Source organism: Streptomyces inhibens (assembly GCF_003389455.1).
In the GTDB taxonomy this organism is placed as follows: Bacteria; Actinomycetota; Actinomycetes; order Streptomycetales; family Streptomycetaceae; genus Streptomyces; species Streptomyces inhibens.
This window is the reverse complement of the sequence record NZ_QUAC01000226.1, coordinates 26,671-41,938: the sequence shown is the minus strand read 5'-3', so window position 1 is coordinate 41,938 and position 15,268 is coordinate 26,671. Positions and strand designations below refer to the sequence as shown.

Annotated in this window: 13 protein-coding genes; 6 read left to right on the top strand and 7 right to left on the bottom strand. The window is 71.1% G+C overall.

The annotated features are described in order from the left end of the window. The first annotated feature begins 185 nt into the window (after positions 1-185). Entirely contained in the window at positions 186-2,408 is a 2,223-nt protein-coding gene (locus tag DY245_RS28465) for a protein kinase domain-containing protein (protein ID WP_128510084.1), read from the top strand. A 60-nt stretch (positions 2,409-2,468) separates the two neighbouring features. After that, positions 2,469-4,574, top strand: a complete 2,106-nt coding sequence (locus DY245_RS28460; RefSeq protein ID WP_128510083.1) for a protein kinase domain-containing protein — start codon at positions 2,469-2,471, stop codon at positions 4,572-4,574. A gap of 122 nt (positions 4,575-4,696) precedes the next feature. On the opposite strand, the gene DY245_RS28455 is transcribed toward DY245_RS28460, so the two are convergent. The 7 genes from DY245_RS28455 to DY245_RS28430 form a co-directional block, all read right to left on the bottom strand. Next, the gene (locus DY245_RS28455; RefSeq protein WP_128510082.1) at positions 4,697-5,263 is read right to left on the bottom strand and encodes a DJ-1/PfpI family protein; all 567 of its coding nucleotides are present in this window, start codon (positions 5,261-5,263) and stop codon (positions 4,697-4,699) included. 61 nt (positions 5,264-5,324) lie between these two features. Beyond that, positions 5,325-6,158: an MOSC domain-containing protein gene (locus DY245_RS28450; RefSeq protein ID WP_128510081.1), complete on the bottom strand. Its 834-nt coding sequence runs from the start codon at positions 6,156-6,158 to the stop codon at positions 5,325-5,327. Between the two features lie 20 nt (positions 6,159-6,178). Next, positions 6,179-6,790 carry a nucleoside triphosphate pyrophosphatase gene (locus tag DY245_RS28445; protein WP_128510080.1) on the bottom strand — a complete coding sequence of 204 codons (612 nt, stop codon included), beginning with the start codon at positions 6,788-6,790 and terminating at the stop codon, positions 6,179-6,181. 51 nt (positions 6,791-6,841) lie between these two features. Beyond that, positions 6,842-8,326, bottom strand: a complete 1,485-nt coding sequence (locus DY245_RS28440) for a peptidoglycan D,D-transpeptidase FtsI family protein (RefSeq protein ID WP_128510079.1) — start codon at positions 8,324-8,326, stop codon at positions 6,842-6,844. A gap of 135 nt (positions 8,327-8,461) precedes the next feature. Next, positions 8,462-8,590, bottom strand: a complete 129-nt coding sequence (mmpB, locus tag DY245_RS47620; protein ID WP_280525006.1) for a morphogenic membrane protein MmpB — start codon at positions 8,588-8,590, stop codon at positions 8,462-8,464. A gap of 126 nt (positions 8,591-8,716) precedes the next feature. Further along, positions 8,717-8,929 carry an acyl-CoA carboxylase epsilon subunit gene (locus tag DY245_RS28435; protein WP_128510078.1) on the bottom strand — a complete coding sequence of 71 codons (213 nt, stop codon included), beginning with the start codon at positions 8,927-8,929 and terminating at the stop codon, positions 8,717-8,719. Positions 8,930-8,968: 39 nt separating this feature from the next. Continuing rightward, positions 8,969-10,558, bottom strand: a complete 1,590-nt coding sequence (locus tag DY245_RS28430; protein ID WP_128510077.1) for an acyl-CoA carboxylase subunit beta — start codon at positions 10,556-10,558, stop codon at positions 8,969-8,971. Positions 10,559-10,689: 131 nt separating this feature from the next. On the opposite strand from DY245_RS28430, the gene DY245_RS28425 reads away from it, so the two are divergent. The 4 genes from DY245_RS28425 to DY245_RS28410 all read left to right on the top strand — a co-directional run bounded on the left by DY245_RS28425 (position 10,690) and on the right by DY245_RS28410 (position 15,253). Beyond that, positions 10,690-11,598, top strand: coding sequence for a biotin--[acetyl-CoA-carboxylase] ligase (locus DY245_RS28425; protein ID WP_128510076.1), 909 nt, complete (start codon positions 10,690-10,692; stop codon positions 11,596-11,598). Positions 11,599-11,775: 177 nt separating this feature from the next. Then, on the top strand, positions 11,776-12,963 hold the full coding sequence (locus DY245_RS28420; RefSeq protein ID WP_128510075.1) for an adenylate/guanylate cyclase domain-containing protein: 1,188 nt from the start codon (positions 11,776-11,778) through the stop codon (positions 12,961-12,963). A gap of 96 nt (positions 12,964-13,059) precedes the next feature. Beyond that, complete coding sequence (locus DY245_RS28415; RefSeq protein ID WP_128510074.1) at positions 13,060-13,860, top strand: enoyl-CoA hydratase/isomerase family protein; 801 nt, start codon at positions 13,060-13,062, stop codon at positions 13,858-13,860. 265 nt (positions 13,861-14,125) lie between these two features. After that, a complete protein-coding gene (locus tag DY245_RS28410) occupies positions 14,126-15,253 on the top strand; it encodes a GGDEF domain-containing protein (protein ID WP_128510091.1) in 1,128 nt (375 codons plus the stop codon). Positions 15,254-15,268 lie beyond the last annotated feature (15 nt).

Sequence of the window (15,268 nt, the reverse complement as noted above, 5' to 3'; positions counted from 1 at the left end):
GCCGCCGCGCCGTCCCCCGCCACCGTGCTCGACGCCGCCGGGAACCCCGCCGGCCGCGCCGCCGCCACGCTCGGCCCCGGCTGGCTGCCCGGCCGGATCATCGCGGCCCTCGCCCGCCAGTCGGCCGAGTTGCTGGCCGCCACCCTCCCGCTTCCGCCCGCCGCACGCGAGGACTGACGCCCGCCATGCCTTCCCCCCTCGCCCACGACGACCCGCCCGGCCTGGGCCCGTACCGCCTGATCGCCCGGCTGGGCAGCGGCGGCATGGGCACCGTCTACCTGGGCCGCTCCCCGGGCGGCCGGACCCTGGCGCTCAAGACGATGCACGCCCGGATCGCCACGGAAACCGCATTCCGTACCCGCTTCCGGCTGGAGTCGGACGCCGCCCGGGTCATCGGCGGACGCTACGGCGCCCAGGTCGTCGACGCCGATCCGCTCGCCGAAACCCCCTGGATGGCCACCGAGTACGTCCTCGGCCCGCCGCTCGACGAGGCGGTGGAGCTGGCCGGCCCGCTGCCCGAGGCATCCGTACGGGCCCTGGGGGCGGCGCTGTGCGGGGCGCTCGGTCAACTGCATCATTCCGATGTCGTGCACCGTGACCTCAAACCGTCGAACATCATGGTCACGGCCCATGGCCCGAAGGTCATCGACTTCGGTATCGCCCGCGCCCTCGGCGATGTCCGGCTGACCCACACCGGCGCCGCGGTCGGCACCCCCGCGTTCATGTCGCCGGAACAGGCCACCGGAGAGGAACACGCCCCGGCCGGTGACGTCTTCGCGCTCGCCGGCGTCCTGATCTTCGCCGCCACCGGCCACGGCCCGTTCGGCGACGGCCGGCCCGCGGACCTCCTCTACCGGGTCCGCTACGGCGAACCCGACCTCACCGGCACCCCCGCCGCCCTCGTCCCGATCCTGTCCCGCTGCCTGGCCAAGGACCCCGCGGAGCGCCCGACCACCGCCGAGCTGTCTTCCCAACTCCACGACGGCAGCGGGGAGTTCGCCGACCATCTGCCGGCCGCGGTGCTCGCGGAGATCGGCCGGCGGGCGAGCGAGGTCTGGCAGATCGTCCCGCACCGACTGCCGGCGCCGGCCGACCAGCCGCCGACGGTGCCGTCCGCCGACGTTCCCACCGCGAGCGGTCTCTCCCGCCGGGGGCTGCTGATGGCCGGGGCGGGATCCGTACTCGGCGTGGCCGGGGCCGGGGCGGGCGTATGGGCGTGGCTGGGACGGAGCGAGCCGGAGACGGGGCCGACGGGGCCGTACAAGAAGCCGACGCCGGGGCCGAGCGTCAGCGCGCTGAAGAGGGAAAAGCTGGACTCGGTGTGGCAGATCCAGTCCGGCGGCGTCTATGACGATGAGTCGCCCGATGCCCCCTTCGTGATCGGAGACCTGGCCGTTCTGGTGGGCAATACGCAGGTGTACCGGATGGACCCGACGTCGGGCGCGGTCAAGTGGACGTCCGACATCGACGGCACCTGGCACATCGCCTCGGACGGCAAGCACATCTATCAGAACGTGAAAGTCGCGCATTACGACGGCAACAGCGCCTATCCGAGCACGGTCTCGCGGTTCCTCTCGCGCGTCGACCTCACCACGGGCAAGGCCGGCAAGCACCTTGCCGAGGTGACGGACTCCTACCACGGAGGCATCGACAGCCAGTTGCTGGCTGTCGCCGGGGACACCGCCTACCTGGCGATCTCGCTGGGGAAGGTCAAGATGTACCAGCGCCAGATTCCCTGGGCCGTGACCGCCGTGGACCTCACCACGGGGAGCCGGCGGTGGACCGAGCAGTTGCCGTTCCGGTCGCAGAAGTCCGATCAGTGGCACTTCCTCGCCGCCAAGGCCGTCGGCAACCGGCTGTTGCTCCTCCAGGAGATGAACGACGGCAAGGTCCGGGTCGTCGCCCGTGACAGCCGTACCGGGAAGGTCGTCTGGGACAAGCCGTGGGACATCAAGCCGGCCGCCGCGCGCCAACCGCTGACGGCCGACGGCAAGCACCTCTACCTGGGCACCGGACGGTTGCGGGCGCTGCGGCTGAGCGACGGCGGGCAGGCGTGGGAATCGGCCGCAGGGAAGAGCTACGGGCCGCCGATCCTGAAGGACGGTGTGGTGTACGCGGTGGAGAAGGGCCTCGGCCTCGTGGGGGCCGATGCCGGCAGCGGGAAGCCGCGATGGACGGAGAAGGGCGACGACGGCGCGCAGGCGTCCCTCACGTCCCGCCCCGTCATCGGCTCCCGGTACGCGTACACGTACAGCGAGAGTGCGGGGGCGCTCCGGGCGATCGGTCTCGCCTCGCGCACCACCGACCGCCTCTACAAGGCCAACGGCAACCGCTTCACCGCGTATGAGCAGAGCAAGATGATCATCGCGTCGGGGGAGCACTTCCTCGCCGGATTTCCCCTCCAGTAGCCCCACGGACAGACCCATGCCCGGCCCTCCACCGACCTCCGCAGAAAGCCACCCTCACCCATGAACCCCCTCGGCACCGGCGACCCCCTGCGCCTCGGCCCCTACCGCCTGCTCGGTGTGCTCGGCGAAGGCGGTATGGGCAAGGTCTACGTCGGACAGGACGGCGCCGGGACCGTCGCCGCGGTCAAGGTGCTCCGGCCCGAGCTCACCCACGAGGCGAACCTCGTGCAGCGCTTCGTCCGTGAGGCGCAGGCGGCACAGGCCGTGACCAGCAAGGGCGTGGCGTGTGTCCTCGGCGCGCAGACCGAGGGCGGCCGCCCGTGGATCGCCACCGAGTTCCTGACCGGACCGACCCTCGACGAAGCCGTCGAGGCGTACGGCCCGTTCGACGAACCGGCCGTACGCGCCATCGCCGCGTCGATCGCCCGCACTCTGGCGGACATTCACGCCGCAGGCCTGATCCATCGCGACCTCAAGCCCCCGAACATCGTCCTGACGTCGGACGGCCCGCGCGTCATCGACTTCGGTATCGCCCGCCCGGAGCACGGTCACACCCTCACCACGACAGGACAGATCCCGGTCACCCCCGGCTACGGCGCCCCCGAACAGGTCCTGGGCCGCCGTGTCGCGGCCCCCGCCGACGTCTTCTCCCTCGGCGCGGTCCTGGTCTACGTGGCCAGCGGTCGGCGGGCCTTCGACGCCACCCATATCGCCGCCCTCCAGTACAAGGTCGTCCACGACGAGGCCGACCTGGACGGCGTCCCGGAACAGCTGCGGCCGCTCATCGCCCCCTGCCTCGCCAAGGACCCGGCCGCCCGGCCCACCCCGGCCCAGATCGCCGCGGCCTTCGCGCCGCCCAAGGGAGCCGAACGGGCCTGGCGGCGCGGCAAGGTGGCCGGCGCGATCAAGGAGCGGGAGAGCCGGATCCATGAGCTGACCACGCTGATCCTGCCCGAGGCGTCCGGCTCCCCGAACGCGGTGAGCCGGCGCCGGCTCCTCACCGGCCTGGCCGCGGGCGGGGTGGTCCTCGCGGCGGGCGGCGGCGCGGCCGTCGCGCTCTGGCCGCCCGGCCACACCACGCCGGCCAAGAAGAAGGTCGACCTCTTCGCCTTCCCGCCGGCCGTCAAGACCCCCGAGGCGCATGTGCTGTCCGCGGACGACGGTGACTACATCGTCGGCGGGTCGCCGAAGGCGCTGTGGGGCCCGGTCGAGGTGCTCGCCGACGACACCCCGGCGCCGCTGCCCGTACGCGACGTCATCGTCTTCGGCGCGGCCGGCGGCGGGATCGCGGCCCACAACGTCGTGGACGGCAAACGCCGTTGGGCCGTACGCGACGTCAGCGCGCCCAGCCGCTATCTCTCCCTCTCGGACCGGCTGATCGCCGCCGCCGACACCAAGGGCACGATCCGCACCTTCGTCGCCTCGACGGGCGAGCCCCGCTGGACCGCCGACGCCGATGCGAGCGTCCTCCTGGCCGCCGACGACGAGGCGGTCTACGTCCTGACGAAGGACCACCAACTCCGCGCCGTCCGCCGCTCCGACGCCAAGATCCGCTGGACGGCGAAGATCGCCGCCAACTACCGCACCAAGATCAAACCTCCGGGTGCCGTCGCTCACGGCCGTCTGATCCTCTCCACCAGCGACGGCAACGTGCTCGCCGTCGACACGGCCGACGGCCACCAGGTGTGGGAACTGCGGGGCCAAGGAACCGGCATGATCCGCCCGGCCGTCCACGGCACCACCGTCTACCTCAACGGCAAAACGCTCACCGCCCGCCGGATCAGCGACGGCAAGAAGCTGTGGTCGATCGAGGAGCAGGACGCGTGGGACAAGCACGAGGACTGGAGCCCGGCGACGGTCTTCGACGACGACACCGTCTGCGCCGCGCACGGCGAGTGGCCCAGCATCAGGAAGACCAGCGACGGCAGCCAAATCCAGGGCGGGAACGGGACGAGCGCCTACGGCCTCCCGGTGTTCATCCACGGGCGCGCCCTCTGGTCCATCGAGGGCGACCCCTGGTACCGGGTGTTCGCGGCGGATCTGACGACCGGCGTCACCGTCCTGACGTATCAGCTCCCCAAGTCCGAGCGTTCGTGGCTGGTGGCGGACGGCAACCGGGTGTTCATCCTCAACGACACATCGCTCTACGCGCTGCCGGTGCCCTGAGCGCCTGGTGTGCCGGGGCCCGGTGATCCGGGGCCGGGTGTGCCGAGGAGAGGGCCGACGGCCGCAGTCCGGCCGACGGGCCGGTGCCCGTGCGGCAGACTGCGGCGGGCCACCGGGGCCGCTCAGCCCTGGACGGGTGCCTCCTCCCGCAGCACACGCATGAAGGCGCGCATCCAGTCCGGGTGGTCGTTCCAGGCGCGGGCGGAGACGACCTTGCCGTCGACGACCGCCGAGCCGTCGACGAACGTGCCGCCGCCCATTTCCACGTCCGGTGCGCAGGCCGGGTAGGAGGCGGTGCGGCGGCCCTTGAGGACGCCGAGGGGGGCGAGGGTGATGGCCGCGTGGCAGATGTGGGCGACGGGCTTGTCGGCGTCGAAGAAGTGGGTGACCACGCGCCGGTAGTCGGCGTCGTTGCGGAGGTACTCGGGTGCCCGGCCGCCCGGGAGTACCAGCGCGGCGTACTCGGCCGGGTCGACCTCGGACAGGGCGAGGTCGGACGGCCAGGAGTGGCCCGCCCGTTCGATGTAGGTGTCGAAGTTGTCGACGAAGTCGTGCACGACGAACTGCAGCTTCTTGCGTGACGGAGCCGCGATCCGGACCTCGTAGCCCTCCTCCAGCAGCCGCTGGTAGGGGTAGAAGAACTCCAGATCTTCGGTGGCGTCGCCGGCGATGATCAGGATCTTGGGCATGTGTGCACTCCTCATGAGGCAGGGCTGATCGGTCTGATCCGGCTGATCGGGCCGTATCGGATCAATCGGTTCCCCACGCCGTGACGTTGAATGCGTCGCCCACCGCCACCTTTCCGGTCGCCAGCACGGAGAACTTCGAGCCGAACGCCACCCCGCCCTCGGGCACCCGCCGGTACGAGGCGAGGGTGCGCAGCGGCTCGGGCCCGGCCTTTGTGCCCGTCGGCTGGTCGACGAGGGTGACGGCGCAGCGGATGGCGAGCTTGGCGAACCCCAACTCACCGCCGCCGACCGTGATCCGCCGCGCCCGGTCCTCGGTCTGCGGCGCGTCCCACCCGTCCACGACGATATTGGGCCGGAAGCGGCTCATCGGGACGGGGGCGCGGCCTGCGGCGGCGATGCGCGCGTTGAGGTCGTCGAGGGAGGCCCGGGAGAGGACGTGTACGGGGCTGCTGTCGGCGAAGCCGGAGGTGCCGGGGGTGAGGCCGTCGGTCACCCGGTCGTGCTCCGGCGGTACGCGGACGAGCCGGCTGGGCGCGCCGAGCACCTCGGAGAGCCAGTCGGCCGCCGCATCCCCTTGATCGACCGCCCGGTACGGCATTCCGAACATCTCGATGTCCGACCTGGCTGCCCCCGCCGCGCCGCCGAGGTCGACGTCGATGCGCAGTGAATCGACTCCCGCTGCGGAGAGGGTGAGTTGGGATCCGTCGGCGCTCACCTCGGGGCGTACCGTCGCCAGCCGCGGGTCCTTCCGCTGGCTGCGGAAGACGCCTTCCGTCCCGACCACCATGAAGCTGCGGTCATGCGCCAGGCCGGCCGGCGTGAGCTCCGCCTCGGCGGTCGGGACGCCTGCGCACCCCTTGACGGGGTAGCTGATCAGTTCGATGACGGTTGCCATGCGGGCAGCCTATGAGGACCTCAGGTCCACAGATCGGTGATCGCCACATCCAGGTCGGCGAGCAGGCGGCGGAGCAGCGGCAGGGAGAGGCCGATGACATTGCCGGGGTCGCCGTCGATGCCGTCGATGAAGGGGGCGGAGCGGCCGTCGAGGGTGAAGGCGCCGGCGACGAAGAGGGGCTCGCCGCTCTCGACGTAGGCGGCGATCTCGTCGTCGGTGGGCTCGCCGAAGCGGACCGTGGTCGAGGCGGTGGCGGACACCCGGCGGCCGGCCGCGGTGTCGATGACGCAGTGGCCGGTCTGCAGGATGCCGGAGCGGCCCCGCATGGACTTCCAGCGGGCGGTGGCGTCCTCCGCGTCGGCGGGCTTGCCGAGCGCCCGGCCGTCCAGCTCCAGCACCGAGTCACAGCCGACGACCAGCGCGCCCGCGGCCTCCGGGCGGGCGGCGACGGCGTCGGCCTTCGCCTCGGCCAGGATGCGGGCCAGCTCACCGGGGGTGGCGGCGGTCAGTGCGTCCTCGTCGACGCCGCTGACGATGACCTCCGGCGCCAGCCCGGCCTGGCGCAGCAGGGCCAGGCGGGCGGGGGACTGGGAGGCGAGGACGAGACGGCGGGGGCGGGACTCTTCGGTCATGCCCGCCATCGTACGGAGCCCTCGGGGACCGGGTCCGGCCGGACGGTCGGACTACTTGTTCAGCACCGCTTCCATGACCGACTTCGCGATCGGTCCGCCCAGCTTGCCACCGGCGATCTCCGCCCGGGGGATGTCCATGTCCTTGGGGTCGACGAAGACGGCGACCGCCACCGGGGAGCTGCCGTCGCTCTGCTTGGCGTAGGAGACGAACCAGGCGTAGGGACGCTCGTCGTTGACGTTCGCGCCGTGCTGGGCGGTGCCGGTCTTGCCGCCGACCGTCACGCCGTCGATCTTGGCCTTGTCGGCGGTGCCGTCCGAGACGGTGTACTCCATCATCTCCTGCACCTTCTTCGCGGTGTCGGCGGAGACGGCCTGGGACATCATCTTGGGCTCGATCTTCTCGATCGTCGACAGATCGGAGCCGCGCACCTCGTCGACGATGTGCGGCATCATCAGCTTGCCGTCATTGGCCATCGCCGCGGCCACCATCGCCATCTGCATCGGCGTGCTGGTCAGGCTGCCCTGGCCCATGCCGGTCAGCGCGGTCTGCGGCTTGTCGAGCTTGTCGGGGTAGAGGCTCTTGGTCGCCAGCAGGTCCCCGAGGTCCTTGTCGTAGACGTCGGAGTTGAAGCCGAACTTCTGCGCGGTCTCGCGCATCTTGTCCTTGCCGACCTTCAGCGCGGTGTCGAGGAAGACGTTGTTGCAGGACCACTGCATGCCGGTCTTGAGGGAGGCCTTGTCGCAGGGCGCGCCGGCGACATCGTTGCCGATCTTCGTCGTGCTGAGCGGCAGTTGGTACGGGGCGGGGGCGCCCGACGAGGCGTTGATGTCGCTGACCACGCCGTGCTCCAGGGCGGCCGCCGCGGTGAGGATCTTGAAGGTGGAGCCGGGCGCGAAGGTCTCACGCAGCGCCCGGTTGCTGAGCGGCTTGCTCTTGTCGGCGTCCAGCGCCTTGAACTTCCTGCCCTCGGCGTTGGAGATCCCGGCGAAGACCGACGGGTCGTAGGAGGGGGTGGAGGCCAGCGCGAGGACCCTGCCGTCGCGCGGGTCCAGGGCGACCACCGCGCCCTTGGCGTTGAGGTCGGTCAGCCCCTTGTACGCGGCCTTCTGCGCCTTGGGGTCGATGGTGGTGAGGACATCGCCGCCGCGCGGCTTCTCGCCGGTCAGGATGTCCTTGGCGCGCTTGAGGGCGAGCCGGTCGTCCTTGCCGCTGAGCACCTTGTTGTAGATGCCCTCCAGGAAGGTCGTGCCCTGGGCCTGCGAGGCGAAGCCGGTGATCGGCGCGTACATCGGACCGTCCTTGTACGTCCGCTTGTACTTGAAGTCGCCGGAGGTCGCCACGGAGCCGGTGATCGGCTTGCCGCCGACGATGATGTTGCCGCGCGGGTAGGAGAACGCCTCGATCTTGACGCGGCGGTTGTTCGGGTCGTTGGCGAGCTCGTCGCCCTGGACGAACTGGACCCAGGTCGCGCGGGCCAGCAGGGCCAGCACCAGCACCCCGCAGAAGACGGCTATATGCCTCAGCGGCCTGTTCATCGCTCTCCCACTCCCGTCGGCCGGCGCCCCGGCGGCGGACGCCCGAATTGCGCTGTCGAGAGGGAAAGAGGAGATTTCGGCGTCAATGGTTGCGGGCGGAAACTGTGAGCGTTGCCTCCCCGCGGACGGGAACAGTCACCTTCCGGAGAGCAGGACCATCAGCACCACCGCCGCCACGGCCAGCACGATGCCCATCCGGCGGAGCTTGACCTGCACATCGCGCAGCTCCTCGGGCGGTTCATCGGGCGGATCTGACCACAGCATGTATCGATCCTGTGCCCGATATGCGCGCGGCGCCTGAGTACGCGTACTCAGGCGCCGCGGCGCAAAGGACTAGTCAGTGCACCATGCACCGACCTGACCCATGGGTCACCGTTCGATTTCAGCCGGTCAACGCGGCCAGTAACTCGTCCGCCAGGCACGCGGGCCCGGGTGTGGCATACGGGCCCGCGCCACAACCGTGGACGCCGGGTCCGACCATTCACTCCGACGGTCGGCACCACCGGGCGCGACAGCGGCGGCCGCTGCCGCGCGGGCCTGGACCACCGCCAGTGCGGCGGCCAACTCCTCAGGGGTGGGATTACCTCGCACGACCTTGATCATCGAGACCGGGCCTCCTTCGACGGTCGGTGGTTCTGCCGGTCAGAGCGGGATGTTGCCGTGCTTCTTCGGCGGCAGCGCCTCGCGCTTGTTACGCAGCGTGCGCAGCCCGCGGACGATGTGCCGGCGCGTCTCGGACGGCATGATCACCGCGTCGACATAGCCGCGCTCCGCCGCGACATACGGGTTGAGCAGGGTGTCCTCGTACTCCTGGATCAGCTCCTGGCGCCGCTCGTCCTGCGCGGCCGGGTCCTCGATCGCGGCCAGCGTGCGGCGGTGGAGGATGTTGACCGCACCCTGCGCGCCCATGACGGCGATCTGCGCGGTCGGCCAGGCCAGGTTGAGATCGGCACCCAGGTGCTTGGAGCCCATGACGTCATACGCGCCACCGAACGCCTTACGCGTGATGACCGTGATCAGCGGGACCGTCGCCTCCGCATACGCATAGATCAGCTTGGCGCCGCGCCGGATGATCCCGTCGTACTCCTGGTCCGTCCCCGGCAGGAACCCCGGCACGTCCACGAACGTCAGCACCGGGATGTTGTACGCATCGCAGGTCCGCACGAAGCGCGCGGCCTTCTCGCTGGCATTGATGTCCAGGCAGCCGGCGAACTGCATCGGCTGATTGGCGACGATGCCCACCGAATGGCCCTCGACCCGCCCGAAGCCGGTCAGGATGTTCGGCGCGAACAGCGCCTGGGTCTCCAGGAATTCATTGTCGTCCAGGACATGCTCGATCGCGACATGCATGTCGTACGGCTGGTTCGCCGAGTCGGGGATCAGGACATCGAGCTCACGGTCGGTGTCCGAGGTCTCCAGATCCGCCTCCTCCGGGAAGGCCGGCGGCTCGGAGAGGTTGTTGGACGGCAGGTACGACAGCAGACCCTTGACGTACTCGATGGCGTCCTTCTCGTCCCCCGCCATGTGGTGCGCCACACCCGAGGTGGTGTTGTGCGTACGGGCGCCGCCCAGCTCCTCGAACCCGACATCCTCACCGGTCACGGTCTTGATGACGTCAGGACCGGTGATGAACATGTGCGAGGTCTGGTCGACCATGACCGTGAAGTCGGTGATCGCGGGCGAGTACACCGCGCCACCCGCACACGGCCCGACGATCAGCGAAATCTGCGGCACCACACCCGACGCATGCACATTGCGCCGGAAAATCTCCGCGAACAGCCCCAGGGCGACGACGCCCTCCTGAATCCGGGCGCCACCGCCGTCGTTGATCCCGACGACCGGACACCCGTTCTTCAGCGCGAAGTCCATCACCTTGACGATCTTCTCGCCGTAGACCTCGCCCAGCGATCCGCCGAAGATCGTGAAGTCCTGCGAATAGACGCAGACCGGCCGCCCGTCGACGGTGCCGTAACCGGTGACGACACCATCTCCGTAGGGACGGTTCTTCTCGATCCCGAAGTTGGTCGACCGATGCCGCGCGAACTCGTCCAGCTCGACGAACGAGCCCTCGTCCAGCAGCAGATCGATGCGCTCACGCGCCGTCAACTTCCCCTTCGCGTGCTGCTTTTCCACGGCGCGGGCGGAACCGGCATGCGTGGCTTCTTCGACCCGTCGCTGCAGATCCGCCAATTTGCCCGCGGTGGTGTGGATGTTTGCTTCCGGCTCGGACATCGGGATGCGGCTCCTGCTCGTCCTGGACTGGTGCTCGTACTGAGGGTGGTACGGGTTTGGCTACCGACTCGTAGCGTATCGGCGGGACTGCTCAGCGGCACTGCGTCGTTGACCACACCTAGGCTGGTGCCATGACCCCTCAACCACCGGAAAACCGGGACAAAGAAACCGGCCGCTGGAGCGATCTGGGCCGTCCCCCGCTCAACGCCACCGCGCTGCGCCGCGCCCTGGTACGCCCCGGCGCCCTCTGGACATCCCTTGACGTCGTCCCCGCCACCGGCTCCACCAACACCGACCTGGCGGCCCGCGCGGCCAAGGGCGAGGCGGAGGGCGCCGTCCTGGTGGCCGAGGAACAGTCCGCCGGCCGCGGCCGCCTCGACCGCACCTGGTCGGCCCCGCCCCGCTCCGGTCTCTTCTTCTCCGTCTACCTCACCCCCCGCGTCCCCCTGGAACGCTGGGGCTGGCTCCCCCTGCTCGCCGGCGTCGCCACCGCCACCGCGCTCTCCCGCACGGCCGGCATCGACACCGCACTCAAGTGGCCCAACGACCTCCTGGCAAATTCCCCCGAGGACTCCGGCGAGCCCGGTCCAGGGGGGACCCCCATCGGCGCGGAACGCAAAATCGGCGGCATCCTCGCCGAACGAGCCGGCCAGGGCGTGGTCATCGGCATCGGCCTCAATGTCACCCTCACCGCCGCGGAACTCCCCGTGCCCACCGCCGGCTCCCTCACCCTGGCCGGCGCCCGCACCACCGACCGCGACCCGCTGCTGCGCGCCGTACTCCGTTCACTGGAACACTGGTACGGCGAGTGGCAGACCGCCGACGGCGACCCCGTCGCCAGCCGCCTCCAGGAGGCCTACGTGGCCGGCTGCGCCACCCTGGGCCGCTCCGTACGCGCCGAACTCCCCGGCGACACCGAGATCCTCGGCGAGGCCGTGGCCATCGACGGCGACGGCCGCCTGGTCCTGGCCACGGACGACGGCGTACAGCAGCCCGTGGCGGCGGGCGACATCGTCCACCTGCGCCCGGCGGACGGCTGACCCGGTACGGCACCACCGACGCACGGGCGTGTACCCGCCTCTTCCGTGGTCAGGGCCGGCATGTGAGAGTGAGCCAGAGCACACCTGCCGTATCGTTGAGGCGGTCCGCCAGGGAGCGGACCACCGGCGAGCAGTGATCGGAAGGGCAGTGCGCAGGGATCGGACAGGGAGCGGCCGGTGACCGCCGACGACTCGGGCGCCGCCCCGCGCGACATGGACACCGAGGACGATGCCGTGAGCGACGTCCCCGTAGGCGACCCCTCGGGAGCCGCCGACTACCCCGTAGGCGACCCCTCAGGGGCCGCCGACGAGGGCGACGAGAACACCATCGCCATCCGCCTCGAACAACTCATCCTCGGCGCCGACCGCCGCTACACGCCGTTCCAGGCGGCCCGCAGCGCCGGCGTCTCGATGGATCTCGCGGCCCGCTTCTGGCGGGCCATGGGCTTCGCCGACATCGGCCAGGTCAAGGCGCTCACCGAGGCCGATGTGCTGGCCCTGCGCCGGCTCGCCGGTCTCGTCGAGGCCGGCCTGCTGAGCGAGGCCATGGCCGTACAGGTCGCGCGCTCCACGGGCCAGACCACCGCCCGCCTCGCCGACTGGCAGATCGACTCCTTCCTGGAGGGCCTCACCGAACCTCAGGACTCCGGCCTGACACGTACGGAGATCACCTATCCGCTGGTCGAGCTGCTCCTCCCCGAGCTGGAGGAGTTCCTCGTCTACGTCTGGCGGCGGCAGCTCGCCGCCGCCACCGGCCGGGTCGTACGGGCCCAGGACGACGCCGAGATGGTCGACCGGCGGCTGGCCGTCGGCTTCGCGGACCTGGTGGGCTTCACCCGCCTGACCCGCCGCCTGGAGGAGGAAGAACTGGGCGAGCTGGTGGAGGCGTTCGAGACCACCTGCTCCGACCTCGTGGCCGCGCACGGCGGCCGGCTCATCAAGACCCTCGGCGACGAGGTCCTCTTCTCGGCCGACGACGCGGGCGTCGCCGCCGAGATCGGGCTGCGCCTGATCGAGACGATGACCAACGACGAGACGATGCCCGAGCTGCGGGTCGGCATCGCCTTCGGCACGGTCACGACCCGGATGGGCGATGTCTTCGGTACGACGGTCAACCTCGCCAGCCGCCTCACCTCGATAGCGCCGAAGGACACCGTGCTGGTGGACGAGGCGTTCGCGGAGGAGCTGGGCCGGATCGGCGACGCACCCGTCTCCGAGGCGGACGCCGCGGCCGCGGAGAAGGCGGCCGAGGAGGGCACGGGCGAGGCGCCGCCGTCCTACCGCTTCGCCCTCCAGCCGATGTGGCAGCGGCCGGTGCGTGGCCTGGGCGTCGTGGAGCCGTGGCTGCTGAGCCGCCGCAGCTGACCAAGCCCGTCGCCTTCCCTCCCCGTCCTGTCCCGCGGACGCTCCACCTGACATGATCCCCACTTCAGGTCAACGTCCGTTAACAGGGAGGGCCGCATGGAACGGCAACGGTTCGGAGCCGACGGCTGGGTCGCCGTCGAGCGCCACGGCTTCGTGGCGGAACTGGTCATGGACCGCCCCAAGGCCATGAACGCCGTCTCGACGGCCATGGCCGACAGCCTGGCGCAGGCCTGCGCCGAACTGTCCGCGGACCGCTCCGTACGGGCGGTGGTCCTCAGCTCCACCCATGAGCGGGCGTTCTGCGTGGGCGCCGACCTCAAGGAGCGCAATTCCTTCACGGACGCGGATCTGATGCGCCAGCGCCCGCATACCCGCGCCGCCTACACCGGCGTACTGGAACTGCCGATGCCCACCATCGCCGCGGTGCACGGCTTTGCGCTCGGCGGAGGCTTCGAGCTGGCCCTGGCCTGCGATCTGATCGTCGCGGACGGTACGGCGGTGGTCGGCCTGCCGGAGGTGTCGGTGGGCGTCATCCCGGGCGGCGGGGGCACTCAGCTGCTGCCGCGCCGGGTGGGCGCGGCCCGGGCGGCCGAGCTGGTGTTCACCGCGCGCCGGGTGCCGGCGGCCGAGGCCGCGGAGCTGGGTCTGGTCGACCAGGTGGTGGCGGACGGGCGAGACCGCGCCGAGGCGCTGGAGCTGGCGGCCAGGATCGCCCGTAACTCGCCGGTGGGTCTGCGCGCGGCCAAGCGCGCGATGCGGCTGGGGCACGGCCTGGACCTGCGGACCGGCCTGGACCTGGAGGACGGCGCGTGGCGGAGTGTGGCCTTCTCCGGGGACCGCGCGGAGGGTGTGGCGGCCTTCAACGAGAAGCGGGACCCGGAGTGGCCCGGCGAGTGAGACGGTGCCGGACGGCGAGCGTCGGTGACTCTCTGTAAGGGTGCCCATCCGCCCCCGTCAACGTGCCCCCAAAGTGGCCCGGTTCGCCCTCCACCAGGGATGAAGCGCATCACGCCCGGGTGTCAATCACGTACGGAAAGGGGCGAAAGGGGTTAAACATTCCTACGCTGTAGTACAGAGCGTGCTCACGGTGACGGAATGCGAGGATCCGGTGACGGGCGAGGGCGATGCGAGGCTGCGGGCCGTGGTGGAGCTGGCGCAGGCGATGGCGGCCGCGCATACGCCGCGAGAATCGGCGCACGCCGCGGCACAGGGCGTGCGCCAGGCCCTGGGCGGCTCTTTCGCGGCGATCTCGAAATGGGAGCGCGAACTGGGCAAGCTGCGGGTGCTGGTCAATATCGGCGAACTCGCCGAGGGTGAGGAGGAGTTCCCGGAAGACGAGAGCTACCCCGTACACGAATTCCCGGAGATCGTCGGCTTTCTGCACGAGCAGTGGGCCGGCGGGGGTGAGCCCAGCGCCTGGGTGGAGACCGCGGAGGGCGGCCCGGCGCCCGGGGAGTCGCCGCAGGGCCGGGCCGGGGCGAGGCGGAGCGGCTCCGGGAACCAGCAGCGGGTGGCCGCGCTGCGCCGCCGCGGCCGTGGCTGCTGTGTGGTCGCGCCGATCGTGCTGCACGGCCGGGCGTGGGGCGAGCTCTATGTCGCCCGGCGCACCGGCGAGCCGGTGTTCGGGCGGGCGGACGCCGACTTCGCGAGCGTGCTCGCCGCCGTGACGGCCGCCGGTATCGCCCAGACCGAGCGTCTGGCGGAGGCCCGCCGGCTGGCTTTCACCGACGCGCTGACCGGCCTCGCCAACCGCCGGGCCGTCGATATGCGGCTGGACGAGGCGCTGGAGCTGCACCGCACGGACGAGGCGGTGGTCAGTCTGGTGGTGTGCGATCTCAACGGGCTGAAGCTGGTGAACGACTCGCGCGGCCATGCGGTCGGCGACCGTCTGCTGGAACGATTCGGCTCGGTGCTGTCCCTGTGCGGCGCGATGCTGCCCGGCACGCTCGCGGCCCGGCTCGGCGGCGACGAATTCTGTCTGCTCGCGGTGGGCCCGCCGGCCGACGAGGTGGTCAAGGTGGCCGGTGAACTGTGCGAGCGGGCCGGGGAGTTGGACCTCGGTGAGGGTGTCGCCGTGGGTGTCGCCTCGACCGGCGACCCGATCGGACCGGTGCACAGCGCCCGCCGGCTCTTCCGGCTCGCGGACGCCGCGCAGTACAAGGCCAAGGCGGCGCGGTCGGGCGAGCCGGTGGTCGCCGGGCGGCACGGCGGCAGGGACGACCCGGTCGTACGGCTCGCGGACGCCCCGGACCGGCGGTCGGGGCCGGAGCGCCGACGCTTCCGGAGGTGAGGAGCCAGCTCGTGC